General features: G+C 74.4%; 13 protein-coding genes and 1 pseudogene. 11 read left to right on the top strand and 3 right to left on the bottom strand.

Annotated features, from left to right (window positions below):
• Positions 1-16: 16 nt before the first annotated feature.
• Positions 17-733, bottom strand: a complete 717-nt coding sequence (locus ACU610_RS21160) for a trimeric intracellular cation channel family protein (protein ID WP_446769663.1) — start codon at positions 731-733, stop codon at positions 17-19.
• Between the two features lie 246 nt (positions 734-979).
• Between ACU610_RS21160 and ACU610_RS21165 the strand changes: the two are divergent.
• Positions 980-2,457 (top strand): annotated as a pseudogene (locus tag ACU610_RS21165) (amidase).
• A 54-nt stretch (positions 2,458-2,511) separates the two neighbouring features.
• Here ACU610_RS21165 and ACU610_RS21170 read toward each other — a convergent pair.
• Both ACU610_RS21170 and ACU610_RS21175 read right to left on the bottom strand, forming a co-directional pair.
• Positions 2,512-4,554, bottom strand: a complete 2,043-nt coding sequence (locus tag ACU610_RS21170; protein ID WP_446769664.1) for an acyl-CoA dehydrogenase family protein — start codon at positions 4,552-4,554, stop codon at positions 2,512-2,514.
• Complete coding sequence (locus ACU610_RS21175; protein ID WP_446769665.1) at positions 4,551-5,192, bottom strand: TetR family transcriptional regulator; 642 nt, start codon at positions 5,190-5,192, stop codon at positions 4,551-4,553. Before ACU610_RS21175 ends, ACU610_RS21170 begins: the two co-directional genes overlap by 4 nt.
• 90 nt (positions 5,193-5,282) lie before the next feature.
• Here ACU610_RS21175 and ACU610_RS21180 point away from each other — a divergent pair, with 90 nt between their 5' ends.
• The 10 genes from ACU610_RS21180 (at position 5,283) to ACU610_RS21225 (ending at position 17,139) form a co-directional block, all read left to right on the top strand.
• Positions 5,283-6,569, top strand: a complete 1,287-nt coding sequence (locus ACU610_RS21180; protein WP_446769666.1) for an acetyl-CoA C-acetyltransferase — start codon at positions 5,283-5,285, stop codon at positions 6,567-6,569.
• Between the two features lie 14 nt (positions 6,570-6,583).
• Positions 6,584-7,927 carry a 3-oxoacyl-ACP reductase gene (locus tag ACU610_RS21185; RefSeq protein ID WP_446769667.1) on the top strand — a complete coding sequence of 448 codons (1,344 nt, stop codon included), beginning with the start codon at positions 6,584-6,586 and terminating at the stop codon, positions 7,925-7,927.
• Positions 7,927-8,784 carry a MaoC family dehydratase gene (locus tag ACU610_RS21190; RefSeq protein WP_446769668.1) on the top strand — a complete coding sequence of 286 codons (858 nt, stop codon included), beginning with the start codon at positions 7,927-7,929 and terminating at the stop codon, positions 8,782-8,784. Before ACU610_RS21185 ends, ACU610_RS21190 begins: the two co-directional genes overlap by 1 nt.
• A 55-nt stretch (positions 8,785-8,839) precedes the next feature.
• The gene (locus ACU610_RS21195) at positions 8,840-10,588 is read left to right on the top strand and encodes a glycoside hydrolase family 2 protein (protein ID WP_446769669.1); all 1,749 of its coding nucleotides are present in this window, start codon (positions 8,840-8,842) and stop codon (positions 10,586-10,588) included.
• 140 nt (positions 10,589-10,728) lie between these two features.
• Complete coding sequence (locus tag ACU610_RS21200; protein ID WP_446769670.1) at positions 10,729-12,261, top strand: ABC transporter substrate-binding protein; 1,533 nt, start codon at positions 10,729-10,731, stop codon at positions 12,259-12,261.
• Complete coding sequence (locus ACU610_RS21205) at positions 12,258-13,199, top strand: ABC transporter permease (RefSeq protein ID WP_446770740.1); 942 nt, start codon at positions 12,258-12,260, stop codon at positions 13,197-13,199. Before ACU610_RS21200 ends, ACU610_RS21205 begins: the two co-directional genes overlap by 4 nt.
• Positions 13,200-13,317: 118 nt before the next feature.
• Positions 13,318-14,259: an ABC transporter permease gene (locus tag ACU610_RS21210; protein WP_446769671.1), complete on the top strand. Its 942-nt coding sequence runs from the start codon at positions 13,318-13,320 to the stop codon at positions 14,257-14,259.
• A 77-nt stretch (positions 14,260-14,336) separates the two neighbouring features.
• Entirely contained in the window at positions 14,337-15,350 is a 1,014-nt protein-coding gene (locus ACU610_RS21215; RefSeq protein ID WP_446769672.1) for an ABC transporter ATP-binding protein, read from the top strand.
• Complete coding sequence (locus ACU610_RS21220; protein ID WP_446769673.1) at positions 15,347-16,444, top strand: ABC transporter ATP-binding protein; 1,098 nt, start codon at positions 15,347-15,349, stop codon at positions 16,442-16,444. The genes ACU610_RS21215 and ACU610_RS21220 overlap by 4 nt, the downstream gene beginning before the upstream one ends.
• Before the next feature lie 212 nt (positions 16,445-16,656).
• Positions 16,657-17,139: an N-acetyltransferase family protein gene (locus ACU610_RS21225; RefSeq protein ID WP_446769674.1), complete on the top strand. Its 483-nt coding sequence runs from the start codon at positions 16,657-16,659 to the stop codon at positions 17,137-17,139.
• Positions 17,140-17,175 lie beyond the last annotated feature (36 nt).

Here is a 17,175-nt window from a genome sequence, read left to right on the forward strand (position 1 = left end):
AGGAGGACGGGGTCCTTCATCGGTCGCGGCGGCGCCAGCGGGCCGGACGCCCGGCGCGCACGCGGAGCAGCCGGTGGCGCGCCCGACCGGGCAGGTCGACGGCGACCGGGGCCTCCCAGCCGCGCCACACCGAGAGCACCCGCAGGGCGGCGACCAGCACGATGACCAGCGCGGCCACCGGGATCGGGTCGAGACCGACCGGGCCGGCGAGCACGGTGAGCGCGATGGCCCCGAGCAGCGCGGCGACCGCGTTGTACGGGCCGGGCTGCACGATGTCGGCGCGCTGGGCCAGCAGCACGTCGCGGATCACCGCACCGCCGACCGCGGTGACCGTGCCGACGAAGACCACGCTGGCACTGGGCAGGGCGGCCAGCTGCGCCTTCTGCGCGCCGATGACGGTGAAGAAGCCCAGGGTGACGGCGTCGAGGACCACCAGCAGGCCGGTCAGCCGGGACAGCCAGCCGGAGAAGTAGAACGTCACCGTCGCGGTGATGGCCACCGTGGGCAGGTAGGCGGGGTTGGTGAGGGCGACCGGCGGCAGGTCGCCGAGCAGCACGTCGCGCACCAGCCCGCCGCCGAGCCCGCCGCTGACGGCCAGCAGCAGCACGCCCGAGACGGCGAACCCCTCGCGGGCGGCGAGCAGCCCGCCGGTCAGCGCACCGACCACGATCGCGGCGAGGTCGACCGCCGCCGGCACCCGCAGCGTCTCGGTGGCCGCGGCCAGGATCTCCACGGCCGCATCCTCCCGCGCCCCCTTCTCCCGCCGTGATCATGGGCCCCTGCCGGCCGGTGCGGCGTGTCGAGCCGTGTCGGCGCGGCCGACCCCATGATCAAGACGGTGAGGAGGTCCTCACCGCCGGTGACAGGAGGGCGAGGACGCCGCTAGCTTGCGGCTCCACCAGCCGCTCACCTGGAGGTCGCCGTGCCCGTACGCCCGCCGGACGAGACCGAGGTGGCCGCGCTCGCGGCCAGCTACGGCATGAAGCCCAGCCCCGAGGAGGTGGCCGCCTACACCCCCATCGTCGCGGCCTTCCTCAGCTCCTACGACGCGGTCGAGGAGCTCTACGCCGGGATCGCCCCGCAGGCGCCCGGCGACCGGCCGAGCCCCCGCCCCGACGAGGCCGACAACCCGCTCGGCGCCTGGTACGTGACCACCGAGATCCGCGGTGCCGCGGACGGGCCGCTGGCCGGCCGGACGGTGGCGGTCAAGGACAACGTCGAGGTCGCCGGCGTCCCGATGATGAACGGCTCGCACACCGTCGAGGGGTTCGTCCCGCGGGAGGACGCCACCGTCGTCACCCGGCTGCTCGAGGCCGGCGCGACGATCACCGGCAAGTCCGTCTGCGAGGACCTCTGCTTCTCCGGCGGCAGCCACACCTCCGTCACCGGCCCCGTGCGCAACCCGTGGGACCCGTCGCGGACGACCGGTGGGAGCTCCAGCGGCAGCGCCGCGCTGGTGCGTCCGGGGAGGTCGACCTCGCGGTCGGCGGGGACCAGGGTGGCTCGATCCGCATGCCCGCGGCCTTCTCCGGCATCGTCGGCCACAAGCCCACGCACGGGCTGGTGCCCTACACCGGCGCGTTCCCCATCGAGCTGACCCTCGACCACCTCGGCCCGATGACCCGCACGGTCGCCGACGCCGCACTCATGCTCGACGTCCTCGCCGGCCGGGACGGCAACGACCCGCGCCAGCCCGCCGACCTGGCGCCCGAGCAGTACGCCGCCGCGCTGGGCGGGGACGTCGCGGGGCTGCGGGTGGGGGTCGTCGCCCAGGGCTTCGGCTGGGCGGAGCTCTCCGAGGCCGGCGTCGACGACACCGTCCGGGCGGCCGCGGAGCGGCTGCGGGAGCTGGGCATCGAGGTGGTGGACCTCGACCTGCCCTGGCACCGGCACGCGCTGCACGTCTGGAACGTCATCGCCACCGACGGCGCCACGGTGCAGATGATCGAGGGCAACGGCTACGGCTGGAACTACGAGGGTCGCTACGACCCCGAGCTGGTCGCCCACTACGGCCGCCAGCGCCGCGAGGTGGTCGACCGGTGGTCGCCGACGGTGACGGCGGTGGCGCTGGCCGGCCGCTGGTCGTACGAGCGGGAGCAGACCCGGCACTACGCGATGGCGCAGAACCTGGCGACCGAGGTGCGCCGGCAGTACGACGCCGCGCTGGCCGACGTCGACCTGCTGGTCATGCCCACCGTGCCGATGGTGGCCCCGGAGATCCCGGCCCCGGACGACCCGCTGGAGACCCGGGTGGCCCGCGCGCTGGAGATGATCGTCAACTGCGCGCCGTTCGACGTCAGCGGCCACCCGGCCACCAGCGTGCCGGCCGGGCTCTCGCAGGGGCTGCCGGTCGGGATGATGCTGGTCGGCCGCCGGTTCGAGGACACCACCCCACTCCGGGTCGCGCACGCCTTCGAGCAGCTGGTCGGCGGCTTCCCGAGCCCACCCGCCCGCTGACGCGGTCGCGCTGACCCCGCCGTTCCTCCCCCGACCCGAGGGCCCGGGGTCCTCTCACTGGCCGGGCGGGACCTCCACCGAGGTCGCCGTCCCGCGGCGCAGCGCGGCGTCCCGGGTCGCCCCGTCATGAGTGCACATGGCCTCCTGGCGGTCGGCCTCCTCGCGCAGGATCGCCGCGCCCTTCCAGTCCTCCGGGATGGCGAAGGCGTCGACCAGCGTGACCATGTGCGGGCGCACGTCCTTCAGCAGCGTGTTCACCGTGGCGGTGAGCGCCTTGGAGCGGTTCGGCGTGAGCCGGCCGTGCTCGAGGAACCAGGCCCGGTCGGCCTCGATGGTCGTGAGCGCGTACAGGTCGCAGACGCGCTCGAGCAGGGCCCGCGCGTCGACGTCGGTCGTCCGCTCGATGCCGGCGACGAAGGCCTCCAGCACGATGCGGTCGATGTGCGCCTGCGCCGTCCGCAGCACGTGGTCCTGGACGTCGTTGAAGACGTCGAAGGGCCGGACCGGGCGGGCGGGGGAGGACGCAGCCTCCGCGCCGCGCCGCAGCCGCCGGATCGCGCCGTCGAGCAGGTGCTTCTCGCGGTCCTCGAGCATCTTGAGCTGCCAGCCGCGGTCGAGCAGCGGCACCTCGTCCTCCCGGCCGGGGACGGCGTCGACGAGCCGGGCGATCAGGCCGCGGGCCGCCGTCCGCTCGAGCACGGTCTCGCGGACCATGTCGGCGATGAACCCGACCTTGCCCCAGCCGTCGAGCGAGCCGAAGGCGTCGCGGTAGCCGGTGAGCAGGCCCTTGGCGACCAGCTGCAGCAGGACGGTGTTGTCGCCCTCGAAGGTGGTGAAGACGTCGGTGTCGGCCTTCAGGTGCGGCAGCCGGTTCTCCTGCAGGTAGCCGGCACCCCCGCAGGCCTCGCGGCACATCTGGATGGTGCGCGTGGCGTGCCAGGTCTGGGCGGCCTTGAGCCCGGCGGCCCGCGACTCCAGCTCGCGCTGCGCGGCCTCGTCCACGCCGTCCCCGCCCTGGACGTCGTGCATGGTGCCGACCAGCTCCTCCTGCGCGAAGGAGTACGCGTAGGTGGCGGCCAGGGCGGGCAGCAGCTTGCGCTGGTGCACGAGGTAGTCGTTGAGCAGGATCTCGCGGTCGGCGCCCGGCGCGGAGAACTGCCGGCGGGTCTCGCCGTAGCGGACGGCGATGTCGAGGGCGAGCTTGGTCGCCGACGACGCGGAGCCGCCGACGCTCACCCGGCCGCGCACCAGGGTGCCCAGCATGGTGAAGAAGCGGCGGGTCTCGTTCTCGATCGAGCTGGTGTACGTGCCGTCGGGCGCGACCGAGCCGAACCGGTCGAGCAGCATGTCGCGCGGCACGGTCACGTGGTCGAAGGTCAGCCGGCCGTTGTCGACGCCGAGCAGCCCGGCCTTGGGGCCGTCGTCCCCGATGGTGACGCCCGGCACCGGGTTGCCCTGCTCGTCGCGGATCGGCACCAGCCAGGCGTGCACGCCGTGCCGCCGGCCCCTCGTCACCAGCTGGGCGAACACCACCGCCATCCGGCCGTCCTTCGCCGCGTTGCCGATGTAGTCCTTCCGGGCGGCCTCGTGCGGCGTGTGCAGGTCGAAGGTCTGCGTCCCGGGGTCGTAGGTGCACGTCGTCCGCAGCTGCTGGACGTCGGAGCCGTGCCCGGTCTCGGTCATGGCGAAGCAGCCGGGCAGGTCGAAGCTCATGATGTCGCGCAGGTAGGCCTCGTGGTGTCGCTCGGTGCCCAGCGCCTGCACGGCGCCACCGAACAGCCCCCACTGGACGCCGGCCTTGACCATCAGCGACAGGTCGGTGAACGCCAGCATCTCGATCGAGGTGACCGAGCCGCCGGCGTCGCCCTCGCCGCCGTACTCCTTCGGGAAGCCGAGGGTGACCCGGCCGGACCGGGCGATCTTCTCCGCCGTCCGGGTGACCCGCTCGCGGGCCTCCTGCACGTTCTCCCCGTACGTGGGCAGCAGGTCCGGGTCGTGCAGGTTCTCGCGGGCGTCGCGGCGCACGTGGCCCCAGCGGCCGTCGAGCACCTCGGTGAGCGCTCTGGGGTCCACCGCGTGCGGCAGGAGCGTGGTCACTGTTCTTCCTCCTTGCGGAACACGACGCCGGAGAGTCCGGCCCAGGCGAGATCGGTCAGGTGGGCGGCGAGTTCCACCCGGGGCATCGGACGATCGGCCTGCAGCCACCAGTCGGCGGCCGAGCGGACGAGGCCGACCAGGCCGTGGCCCCACGGGAGGGCGGCCGCGGGGTCGCGGCCGCCCTGCTCCAGGGCCACGGCGACCAGCGCGGCCGCCTGGTCGCCGACGAGGTGGGAGAGGTTGGCGATCGGGTCGCTGTCGGCCGGGCGGTCCGGCGCCTGGACGACGAACCGGTACAGCTCGGGATCGGCCTCGAGGAACGCCAGGTAGGTCTCGACGGCGGCGGCCACCATCTGCCGCGGCTCGCCGCTGCGCTCCATCGCCTCGCGCAGGCGAGCGGTGAGGGACGTGGCCACCCGGGCGCAGACGGCGACGTGCAGTTCGGTGCGGTCGGCGAAGTGCCGGTAGACGACCGTCTTGCTGGTGCCGGCGGCGGTGGCGATCTCCTCCATGCCCACCCCCGCGCCGTGCCGGCCGACCGCGGCGATGGTGGCGTCGACCAGCTGCTCGCGACGGGCGCGACGGTGCTCGTCCCAGCGCGAGTCGCGGCGGTCACGCCTCGGCCTCTCGGCTTTCACGACACCGACAGTACCTGATACCGTGGGTTTCAGACACTGGCCGGGGTGGCACGCCACCCCGGCCCCCATCCAGTGATCCGGAGGGTCCCGATGGCTCCGCAGACCCGGAAGGCCGCGATCGTCGGCGGCAACCGCATCCCCTTCGCCCGCTCGAACTCCGCGTACGCGCAGGCGTCCAACCAGGACATGCTCACCGCGACGCTGGACGGGCTGGTCGCCCGCTTCGGGCTGCAGGGTCAGCGGGTCGGCGAGGTCGTCGCCGGCGCCGTCCTCAAGCACTCGCGCGACTTCAACCTGACCCGCGAGGCGGTCCTCGGCTCGCGGCTGTCGGCGGCCACCCCCGCCTACGACGTGCAGCAGGCCTGCGGCACCGGGCTCGAGGCCGCGATCCTCGTCGCCAACAAGATCGCGCTGGGTCAGGTCGAGTCCGGCATCGCGGGCGGCGTCGACACCACCTCCGACGCCCCGCTGGCCATCCACGACGAGATGCGCCGCGTGCTGATCGCGCTGAGCAGCGCCAGGACGGTGCAGCAGCGGCTGAAGGCCCTCGCCGGTGTGCGACCCGGGATGTTCGTGCCCGAGGCGCCGCGCAACGCCGAGCCGCGCACCGGGCTGGCGATGGGCGAGCACCAGGCGGTCACGACCAAGGAGTGGCAGATCGGCCGGGAGGAGCAGGACGAGCTGACCGTCCGCTCGCACCACAACCTCGCCGCCGCCTACGAGCGCGGCTTCTTCGACGACCTGGTCACCCCCTACCTGGGCCTGGCCCGCGACGAGAACCTGCGCCCGGACACGTCCCTCGAGAAGCTGAGCGGGCTCCCGCCGGTGTTCGGCAAGGGCGACCCCGACGCCACGATGACCGCGGGCAACTCGACGCCGCTGTCCGACGGCGCCTCCGCCGTCCTGCTGGCCTCCGACGAGTGGGCCGCGGCGCGGGGGCTCCCCGTGCTCGCCCACCTCGTCGACGCCCAGACCGCCGCCGTCGACTACGTGCACGGTGGCGAGGGCCTGCTGATGGCCCCGGCCTACGCCGCCCCGGTGCTGCTGGCCCGCAACGGCCTGACGCTGCAGGACTTCGACTACTACGAGATCCACGAGGCGTTCGCCTCGACGGTGCTCGCCACCCTGAAGGCCTGGGAGGACCCGGCGTTCTGCAAGGAGCGGCTGGGCCTGGACGCCCCGCTGGGCGCCGTCGACCGGTCCAGGCTCAACGTGAACGGCTCGTCGCTGGCGGCCGGGCACCCGTTCGCCGCGACCGGGGGCCGGATCGTCGCCTCGCTGGCCAAGCAGCTGCACGAGGCGGGTCCCGGCAAGCGCGGCCTCATCTCCATCTGCGCGGCCGGCGGCCAGGGCGTCGTCGCGATCCTCGAGTCCTGAAGGAGACGCACCCCGTGAGTGACTGGTACCGCGACTTCGCCAACTCCGGCGTCGGCTCGACCCTGGTCGGGCAGCTCGGCCTGCCCCGCCCGGCCGTGCTGCGCCGCTACGAGCCGGGCGCACCGCTGCTGACCGGCCCGGCCGTGGTCGGCTCCGCCGGCGAGGGCCGGCTGCTCGAGACCCTGACCCGCGTGCTCGAGGGCGCCGGCGTCCCCGTGCTCCCCTCGGTCGACGCGGACGGCCAACGGCTGGGCGCCGTGCTGCTCGACGCCACCGGCGTGACCTCCCCGGGCGACCTCGCCGCGGTGCACGGCCTCCTCGCCCCGGCGGTCGAGCGGCTCGGCCCCTCCGGCCGGGTGCTGGTCCTGGCCGAGCCGCCGTCGGACGCCGACTCCCCGGCGCAGGCCGCCGCCCGGCAGGCGCTGGAGGGGCTGGTCCGCTCGGTCGCCAAGGAGCTGCGCAACGGCGCGACGGCGAACCTGCTCGTCGTGCCGGCCGGGGCCGAGGCCTCGGTGCCGGGACCGGTCCGCTTCCTCCTCTCCGGCCGGTCGGCCTACGTCGACGGCCAGGTGGTCACCCTGACGGCTGCCGACGTCCCGGCGGGCGAGGACGAGGAGCGTCCGCTGGCCGGGAAGGTCGCCGTCGTGACCGGAGCCGCCCGCGGCATCGGCGCCGCGATCGCCCGGGTCCTGGCCCGGGACGGCGCGCACGTGGTCGCCGTCGACGTCCCCGCCGCCGGGCAGTCGCTGGCCGAGGTGGCCAACGAGATCGGCGGGACGGCGTTCCAGCTCGACATCACCGCGCCCGACGCCCCGCAGCGGCTGATCGCCCACCTGCGGGAGCGGCACGGCAGGGTGGACGTCGTCGTCCACAACGCGGGGATCACCCGCGACAAGCTGCTGGTGAACATGGACGCCACCCGCTGGGACTCCGTGATGGCGGTGAACCTGCAGGCGCAGCTGGACACCACCCAGGCGCTGCTCGATGCCGAGGGCCTGCTGGGGTCCGGCGCCCGGGTGGTCTGCGTGAGCTCGCAGTCCGGCATCGCCGGCAACCGCGGCCAGACGAACTACGCGGCGTCCAAGGCCGGCGTCATCGGCATGGTGCGGGCGTGGGCGCCGGCGTTCGCCGAGCGCGGCGCGACGATCAACGCGGTCGCGCCCGGGTTCATCGTCACCGAGATGACGGCGCGGATGCCGTTCGGCACCCGCGAGATCGGCTCGCGGATCAACTCGCTGCAGCAGGGCGGCCTGCCCGTCGACGTCGCCGAGACGATCGCCTGGCTGTCCCAGCCCAGCGCCGCCGGGGTGAACGGCCAGGTCGTGCGCGTGTGCGGCCAGTCGTTCCTGGGGGCGTGATGGCCCGCACCGTGCTGCAGGCGGCACCGTCGATGCCGGCGCTGTTCGCCCGGGCCGTGGTCACCGCGCGCGGCCGCGGTGGCGACCTGCCCGACACCCGGCTGGCCCGCACCGGCGTCCGCGTCGAGGCCGCCGACCTGGCCGCCTACGACCGGGTCTGCGGCCTCCCGCTGGCCGACACGCTCCCCGCCACGTACCCGCACGTGCTGACCTTCCCGCTGCAGCTGGCGCTGATGGGCGACCGGGCGTTCCCGCTCGCGCTGCCCGGCCTGGTGCACGTGCGCAACCGGATCGACGTGCTGCGGCCGGTCCGGGCCGAGGAGGCGCTGGACCTCGAGGTCTGGGCCGAGCGGTTCGCCCGGCACCGCAGCGGGGCGACGGTCGACCTGTGCGCGTCGGTCTCGGCCGGCGGCGCCGAGGTGTGGCGGTCGCGGTCGACCTACCTGTCCCGCGGCGCGCAGGCCCCGGAGGGCGCGCCGGCGTCCGACCTGGACCTGGCCGTCGGTGACCTGGAGCGTCCCGTCGCCACCTGGCGGGTCCCGGACGACGCCGGACGCCGCTACGCCCGGGTCTCCGGCGACGTGAACCCCATCCACCTCTCCGGGCTGACCGCGAAGGCGTTCGGCTTCAAGCGGGCGATCGCGCACGGCATGTGGGTCGAGGCCCGCGCGCTGGCGGCGCTGACGGGACGGCTGCCCCACGCGATGACGGCCGACGTGGTGTTCAAGAAGCCGCTGTTCCTGCCCTCGACGGTCACCCTCGCGACCGCTCCGGTGGACGGCGGCGGCTGGGACCTCGCCGTCCGCAACGCGCAGACCGGCGCCGACCACCTGCTGGGGACCGTCCGCCCGCTGTGACACCCGGCCGGTGATCGACTGGAAGGGCGGGGCCCTCCTCGGGTGAGGTGGGTCCGTGGAGCACACGGACCCGACCGAACACCCCCGGCCGCTGCTGCGCCGTCCCTGGACCTCGCTCGACGGCGAGTGGGAGTTCGCCGCCGACCCCGACCTCGCCGGCACCGTGGGCGGGGTCGCCTTCGACCGCCCCATCCGGGTGCCCTACGCCCCGGAGACCCCGGCCAGCGGCGTGCAGTGGACCGGCCGGCTCAACCGCGCCTGGTACCGCCGCCGGCTGCCCGGCCGCGCCGGCGACCGGCGCACCGTCCTCCACTTCGGCGCCGTCGACCGCGTCTGCGACGTCTGGGTCGACGGCGCGCACGTCGCCTCGCACGAGGGCGGCTACACCCCGTTCAGCGTCGACGTCACCGACCACCTGGCCGACGACGGCGCCGAGCTGGTGGTCCGCGCCGACGACGACCCGCTGGACCTCGAGGCGCCGCGCGGCAAGCAGGACTGGCGCGACGAGCCGCACGAGATCTGGTACCCGCGCACGACCGGCATCTGGCGCACGGTCTGGCTGGAGCAGGTCGCGCCGCGGCACATCGCCGACGTCCAGTGGCGCGGGGACCCGCGCCGGATGCGGGTCGACGTCCGCGTGCAGCTCGCCGTCCCCGTGTCCGGTGCCCGGCTGCACCTGCGGCTGCGCGCCGGCGACCGGCTGCTGGTGGACGACGCGGTGCGGGTGGACGGCACCGTCGTCGAGCGCACCGTCCAGGTGGGGGACGGCGGCATCGACGACCGCAGCCGGCTCCTGTGGCGGCCCGGCCCCGACCCGGTGCTGCTGGACGCCGAGCTGGCGCTGGTCGCCGACGACGGCGAGGTGCTCGACGAGGTCGAGAGCTACACCGCGCTGCGCTCGGTCGAGGTCGGCGACGGGCGCCTCCTGGTCGACGGCCGGCCCGTGCCGCTGCGGCTGGTGCTCGACCAGGGCTACTGGCCCGACACCGGCGCCACCCCGCCCGAGGTCGCGGCGCTGCGCCGCGACCTCGAGCTCACCCGGGCGCTGGGCTTCACCGGCGCCCGCAAGCACCAGAAGACCGAGGACCCGCGGTACCTCGCCCTCGCCGACCGGATGGGCCTGATGGTGTGGGCGGAGATGCCCTCGGCGTACCGGCCCGGCCCCACGGCCGGTGCCCGGCTGCTGCGGGAGTGGGCCGACGTGGTGGTCGCCCACCGCGGGTACCCGAGCGTGGTGGCCTGGGTGCCGCTCAACGAGTCGTGGGGCGTGCAGGAGGCAGCCGTCGACGAGCGGCAGCGCGGGCTGATCCGGGCGCTGGCAGCGACGGCGGACGCGCTCGACGGCACCCGCCCGGTCTCGGCCAACGACGGCTGGGAGACCCTCGGCGGCGACCTCCTGGGCGTCCACGACTACGAGCAGGACCCCGCGGTGCTCGGCGAGCGCTACGCCACGGCCGAGGACCTCGAGCGCGTGGCCACCGGACGCCGTCCCGACGGGTACCTGGCCGACCTCGACCGCGCGGGGGTCGCCGGCCGGGCCGTCGTCCTCTCCGAGTTCGGCGGCGTGGCGCTGCGCTCCCCGGAGGACGACGGCTGGGGCTACGCCGACGCCACCTCGCCGGAGGACCTGCTGGCCCGCTACCGCGCCCAGTGGGCCGCGGTGCACGGCAGCACCGCGCTCGCCGGCGCCTGCTGGACGCAGCTGACCGACACGTACCAGGAGGTCAACGGGCTGCTGGGCATGGACCGGGTGCCCAAGGTAGACCTCGACGCGCTGCGCCGGGCCACCCTCGGCGAGGACTGAGCGCGCCGCCATCGTCGAGCGTGCGGTGTCGTTCCGCTTCGGTCACGGCTCGGCAACGATCACCGTCCCGGACTGCGAGCCAGGACGGCCCGGGCCAGGGTCGGGCACAGACCGCGACAGTCCAGCCGCCGGAGGTCCCCGTGCGCAGCAACCGACTCCTGCCCCTGATCGCCGCCGGCGCCGTGGTGCTCAGCGCCTGTGGCGGCGGCGGTGGCGAGAGCGTCGACGTCGGCGGTGGCGGAGGTGGCGGCGGGGGCACCACCCTGGTCGCGGCGGTGTCCGCCCAGCCCGACCAGTTCGACCCGCACGTCACCACGGCCTACCCGAGCTTCCAGGTGCTGGAGAACGTCTACGACACCCTCGTGGTCCCGAACGCCGAGGACCTCACGATGGAGCCGAGCCTGGCCGAGAGCTGGGAGACCAGCGAGGACCAGCTGACCTGGACCTTCACGCTGCGGGACGGCGTGACGTTCCACGACGGCAGCACCTTCGACTCGGCCGACGTCGTCTACTCCTACCGGCGCATCATCGACGAGCAGCTGAGCAACTCGTTCCGGTTCCAGAACGTCACCGCGGTCGAGGCACCCGACCCGCGGACCGTGGTGATCCGGCTCAGCCAGCCGACGCCGAACCTCCTGGAGCGGATCGGCTCCTTCAAGGGGATGGCCATCCTGCCGGAGAACGCCGCGGAGGACCTCGACCTCACCACCGAGGCCAACGGCACCGGCCCCTTCCGGCTGGAGAGCTCCGACGCCAGCAGCACCGTGCTGACCGCGTACGAGGACTACTGGGGCGGGGCGCCGAGCGTCGGCGGGGTCGAGTTCCGCTACATCACCGAGCCCGCGGCGGCGCTGACCGCGCTGCAGAACGGCGAGGTGCAGTGGACCGACAACGTCCCGCCGCAGCAGATCGAGTCGCTGCAGGGTGACGACACCGTCGAGCTCCAAACGACGCCCAGCGTCGACTACTGGTACCTGTCCATGAACTACGCGCGGGCGCCCTTCGACAACCGCGACGTGCGGCGCGCGATCTCCTTCGCCATCGACCGCGAGGCGGTGGCCGAGGCGGCGTGGTTCGGGGCGGCCCAGCCGAACCAGACGGCGATCCCCGAGGACAGCTTCTTCTACTACGACTACGCGCCGTTCCGGCCCGACCCCGACCAGGCCCGTCAGCTGCTCCAGCAGGCCGGGGTCCAGACGCCGCTGACCATGGGGCTGATGGTCACCGACGAGTTCCCCGAGACGGTCACCGCCGCGCAGGTGATCGCCAGCCAGCTCGAGCCGATCGGGATCGACGTGCAGATCGAGACGCTCGACTTCGCCACCTGGCTCGACCGGCAGGGCCAGGGCGACTTCGACGCCTTCTACCTCGGCTGGCTGGGCAACCTCGACCCGGCGGCCTACTACCAGGAGCAGCACCAGACCGACGGGCCGAACAACTACCAGGGCTACAGCAACCCGCAGGTGGACCAGCTGCTGCAGGCCGGGGCGACGGAGACCGACGAGGCGGCCCGCAAGCAGATCTACGACCAGGCCGCGCAGATCATCGTCGACGACGTCTCCTACCTGTACCTCTACAACCCCGACGTGGTGCAGGCGTGGGCGCCCGGCCTGTCGGGCTACCGGATCCGGGCGGACAAGGCGATCAACTTCGAGTCCGTGGAGCTGCCCTGACCGGCTACCTCCTCCGCCGGGTCGGCCAGTCGCTCGTCGTCCTGGTGGGGGTGAGCGTCATCGTGTTCGGCCTGGTCCACCTGGTGCCGGGCGACCCGATCCGGCTGGCCCTCGGCACGCGGTTCGACCAGGAGACCTATGACGCGCTTCGGGCGCGGGCCGGCCTGGACCAGCCGCTGTTCGAGCAGTTCTTCGGCTGGTCGGGCCGGGCCCTCGCCGGTGACCTCGGGGTGAGCTTCCGGACCGGGGAGACGGTCACCTCGCTCATCGCCGAGCGGCTCCCCGCGACGCTCACCCTGGCGTTCGCCTCGATCCTCGTGGCGCTGCTCATCGCCGTCCCGCTGGGCACCCTGTCGGCACTGCGGCCGCGGTCGGTCGTCGACCGGGTCGCCACGGTGCTCAGCCAGATCGGCATCTCCGTGCCGGAGTTCTGGATGGCGATCGTGCTCATCCTGGTCTTCGCCGGGACGCTGGGCTGGCTGCCCTCGGGCGGGTACGTCCCGCTCACGCAGGACCCGGCCGGCTGGGCGCAGCGGTTGCTGATGCCGGCGGTGGTCACCGGGGTGGTGTCCGGCTCGGTGATCACCCGGTTCGTGCGGTCGAGCGTCCTGGAGGCCCTGGGCGCCGACCACGTCCGGACGGCGCAGGCCAAGGGGCTCCCCGGCCGGCAGGTCTTCACCTGGCACGTGCTGCGCAACGCGCTGCTGCCCCTGGTCACCGTCACCGGCGTGCAGCTGGCCTACCTGCTGTCGGGAGTGGTGGTGGTGGAGATCGTCTTCGCCTGGCCGGGCCTCGGACAGCTCGCCCTGCAGGCCGTCCAGTCCCGGGACTACCCGGTCCTCCAGGGGGCGATCCTGCTGTTCGCCGTGGTGTTCCTGCTGATCAACCTGGTGGTCGACCTGCTCTACACCGCCATCGACCCGCGGATCCGCCGATGACACCCAGCCGAGTCCTGCTGGTGACACCCAGCCGAGTCCCGCTGGTGACATCCAGCCGAGGCCTGCTGATGACATCCAGCCGAGGCCTGCTGATGACACCCAGCCGAGGTCTGCTGCGATGACCGGCGCGCCGCTGCCCGAGCCGGCAGCCTCTCCGACGGCCACCGAGGCCGGCGTCCCCTCGACAGCGCGGCCCCCGCGCCCGCGCTGGCAGCAGACGCTCGCCCTGCTCGCCCGCAACCCCACCGCGGCGATCGCGGCGACGGTGCTGCTGCTCATCGTCCTCATGGCGGTCTTCGACGAGGCCATCGCGCCCACCGGCCCCAACGAGATCGCGGTCGAGGACCGTCTGCAGCCGCCCAGCCCGGCGCACCCGTTCGGCACCGACGACCTCGGCCGGGACATCCTCAGCCGGGTGGTCCTGGGAGCCGCCGTCTCGCTGCGCGTGGGGTTCCTCGCGGTCGCCTTCGCGCTGGTCGTCGGGTCCCTCATCGGCCTGCTGGCCGGCTACTACGGCCGCTGGGTCGACGACGTCCTGATGCGGTTCATGGACGTCCTGTTCGCCTTCCCGGCGGTGCTGCTGGCCATCGCGGTGCTCGCCGTCCGCGGCCCGGGAGCCGGCAACACCGCCCTGGCCATCGGCATCGTCTACATCCCCGTCTTCGCCCGGGTGACCCGCGCCAGCGTGCTCGGCGTCCGGGAGGAGGTGTACGTGCGGGCCTCGCGGTCGGTGGGGGCGTCGGACCTCCGGCTGCTCACCCGGCACGTGCTGCCCAACGCGGCGCCGCCGATCATCGTGCAGACCTCGATCAGCCTGGCCTTCGCCGTCCTGGCCGAGGCGGCGCTGTCGTTCCTCGGGCTGGGCACCCAGCCGCCGAACCCGTCGTGGGGGCTCATGCTGGCCGAGGGGCGCGGCTTCATCGACCTGGCCTGGTGGCTGGCCTTCTTCCCCGGGATGGCGATCTTCCTGACCGTGCTCTGCTTCAACCTGCTCGGCGACGGGCTGCGCGACGTCCTCGACCCACGCCAGCGCACGCTGATGGCCGGGAGCGGTCGGTGAGCGGACAGGGGCGTGAGCATCGCAGCGAGGAACGAGCGAGGAGCGGAGCGCCCCGCGGGAGCGAACCAGTGCAGTCGGTGAGCGGACAGGGGGACGGCGCCGCCCTGCTGGAGGTGGCGGACCTCCGGGTGCGGCTGCGCACGCCGCGCGGCCCGGCCGAGGTCGTCAACGGGCTGAGCTACACCGTCGGCCGCGGCGAGACCGTCGCGGTGGTGGGGGAGTCCGGCAGCGGGAAGAGCGTGTCGGTGCTCGCCCTGCTCGGGCTGCTCCCCGCGCGGACGGCGACGGTCACCGGCTCGGCGCGGCTGGATGGCGAGGACCTGCTCACCATGTCCCCCGAGCGGCTGCGCGAGGTGCGCGGCCCCGGCGTCGGGATGGTCTTCCAGGACCCGATGACCTCGCTGAACCCGGTCCTGACCATCGGCCGGCAACTGGTCGAGGGGATCCGCGCCCACGGCGAGGTGTCCAAGGCCGAGGCGCGGGAGCGGGCGGCCGGGCTGCTGGCCGAGGTGGGCCTGCCCGACCCGCGGCGCGCGCTGGACCGCTACCCGCACGAGCTCTCCGGCGGCATGCGCCAGCGGGTGGTCATCGCGATCGCGCTCTCCAACAACCCCTCGCTGCTGATCGCCGACGAGGCCACCACGGCGCTCGACGTCACCGTGCAGGCCCAGATCCTCGACCTGGTCGCCGAACTGCAGAACGAGCACGGCACCGGGGTCATCTGGATCACCCACGACCTCGGCGTCGTCGCCGGGATCGCCGACCGGGTGCTGGTCATGTACGGCGGGCGCTGCGTGGAGGACGGCACGGTGGACGACGTCCTGGAGCGGCCCGCGCACCCGTACACGCGCGGCCTGCTCGGCGCGCTGCCCGACCTCGCCTCGACGGACGACGGTGAGCTCGCGACCGTGCCCGGTGTGCCGCCCGCGCCGACCGACCTGCCGCCGGGCTGCGTGTTCTGGCCGCGCTGCCCGGTGCGCTCCGACCCGCGCTGCGCGACCGAGCAGCCGCCGCTGGCAGTGGTCGGCGCGTCGACGGACGGCCTGCCGCACCGGGCCGCGACGTGGTGTCGTGAGGGGAGCCCTCGATGACCGACCTGCCGCAGGGGCCCACCGCACACGCCGTGGGCGTCCCGGCCTCCGAGGTCCCGGCGTCCGACGTCCTCGTCTCGGCGCGCGGGCTGGAGGTGCACTTCCCCATCCGTTCCGGCGGCGCGCTGCGGCGGACGACCGGCGTGCTGCGCGCGGTCGACGGCGTGGACCTCGACATCCGGCGCGGGGAGACCCTCGGACTGGTCGGGGAGTCCGGCTGCGGGAAGTCGACGCTGGGCAACGCGCTGCTGCGGCTGGTCGAGCCGACCGGCGGGACGGTCACCTTCGACGGCACCGACGTCACCGGCCTCGACCGCCGCGCGATGCGGGCGCTGCGCCGGCGGGCGGGGATGGTCTTCCAGGACCCCTTCGCCTCGCTCGACCCGCGGCGGACCGTGCGGCAGACGGTGTCCGAGCCGCTGGAGGTGCACGGTCTGCGGGCCGGACGGCGCGAGCGCGCGGAGCGGGTCGCCGAGCTGCTGGAGCTGGTGGGCCTGGACCCGGCGGTGGCCGACCGCTACCCGCACGAGTTCTCCGGCGGCCAGCGGCAGCGGGTCGGCATCGCCCGCGCACTGGCCGGCGAACCGGACTTCCTGGTCTGCGACGAGGCGATCGCCTCGCTGGACGTCAGCGTCCAGGCCCAGGTGCTCAACCTGCTGCGCCGGCTGCAGCGGCGGCTCGGGCTCACGCTGCTGTTCATCTCGCACGACCTGTCCGCCGTCCGGCACGTCTCCGACCGGATCGCGGTGATGTACCTGGGACGGGTCGTCGAGGTGGGCCCCGCGGCGGCGGTCGGCTCGGACCCGAAGATGCCCTACACCCAGGCGCTGCTCTCGGCGGTGCCCGTCCCGCACCCGTCGCTGGAGCGGACCCGGCAGCGGATCGTGCTGCGCGGCGACGTCCCCTCGCCGTCCGCCGTCCCCAGCGGCTGCCGGTTCCGCACCCGCTGCCCGTACGCCTTCGAGCCGTGTCCGGACGTCGACCCGGCGCTGCAGCCGGTCGGCGCTCCGGGGCAGCTCGCCGCCTGCCACCTGCACGGCGTCGTCGGCCGCCCGGTCGAGCGCGAGGAGGCCGTGCCGGCACCCGCGGACTGACCGACCGGCGGCGTCGGGATTCCGCCCGCGCCGCCCCTGCCCGCCGCCGCCCCTCCCGCGCCCCTTCAAGTCGAACATGGGGCTGTTGCTCGACGACCCGCCGTGTGCGGCGTGTCCGGCAGCAACGACCCCATGATCACCGGGGGAGGACGAGGACGTCGGGGCGTCGTCGGCCGCCCCGTCGAGCCCGCGGACGGTGCCACGATCGCGCGGTGAGCACGGTGACGCTGCGGCCGATGACCGAGGCGGAGTTCGCGGAGTTCCGGCAGGCCACGGCGCGGGCCTTCGCCGACGAGCTGGTCGCGACGGGTGGCTGGCCGCCCGAGCAGGCCCTCGAGCGGGCCCTGCAGGGCAGCGCCGAGCTGCTGCCCCGGGGGACGGCGACGCCGGGGATGCTGCTGTTCACCGCCCTCCGGGACGACGGGACGCCGGTCGGCCGGCTGTGGCTCGGGCTCACCCACCCCCGCGGGGTCCCGGACTGCGCCTTCGTCCACGACATCGAGGTCGTCGAGGCCCACCGCGGCGGCGGGCTCGGGCGGGCCCTGCTGGCGGCGGGGGAGGACGTCGTCCGCGAGCACGGCGTCCCGGCTGTCGAGCTCAACGTGTTCGGGGACAACGCCCGGGCCATCGGGCTGTACACGTCCTCCGGGTACCGGGTCGTCAGCCAGCAGATGCGCAAGGACCTCCGCGGCTGACGGGCCGTCCTGCACGGACGACGACCCGTGTGCCAG

Source organism: Geodermatophilus sp. URMC 61, assembly GCF_052931555.1.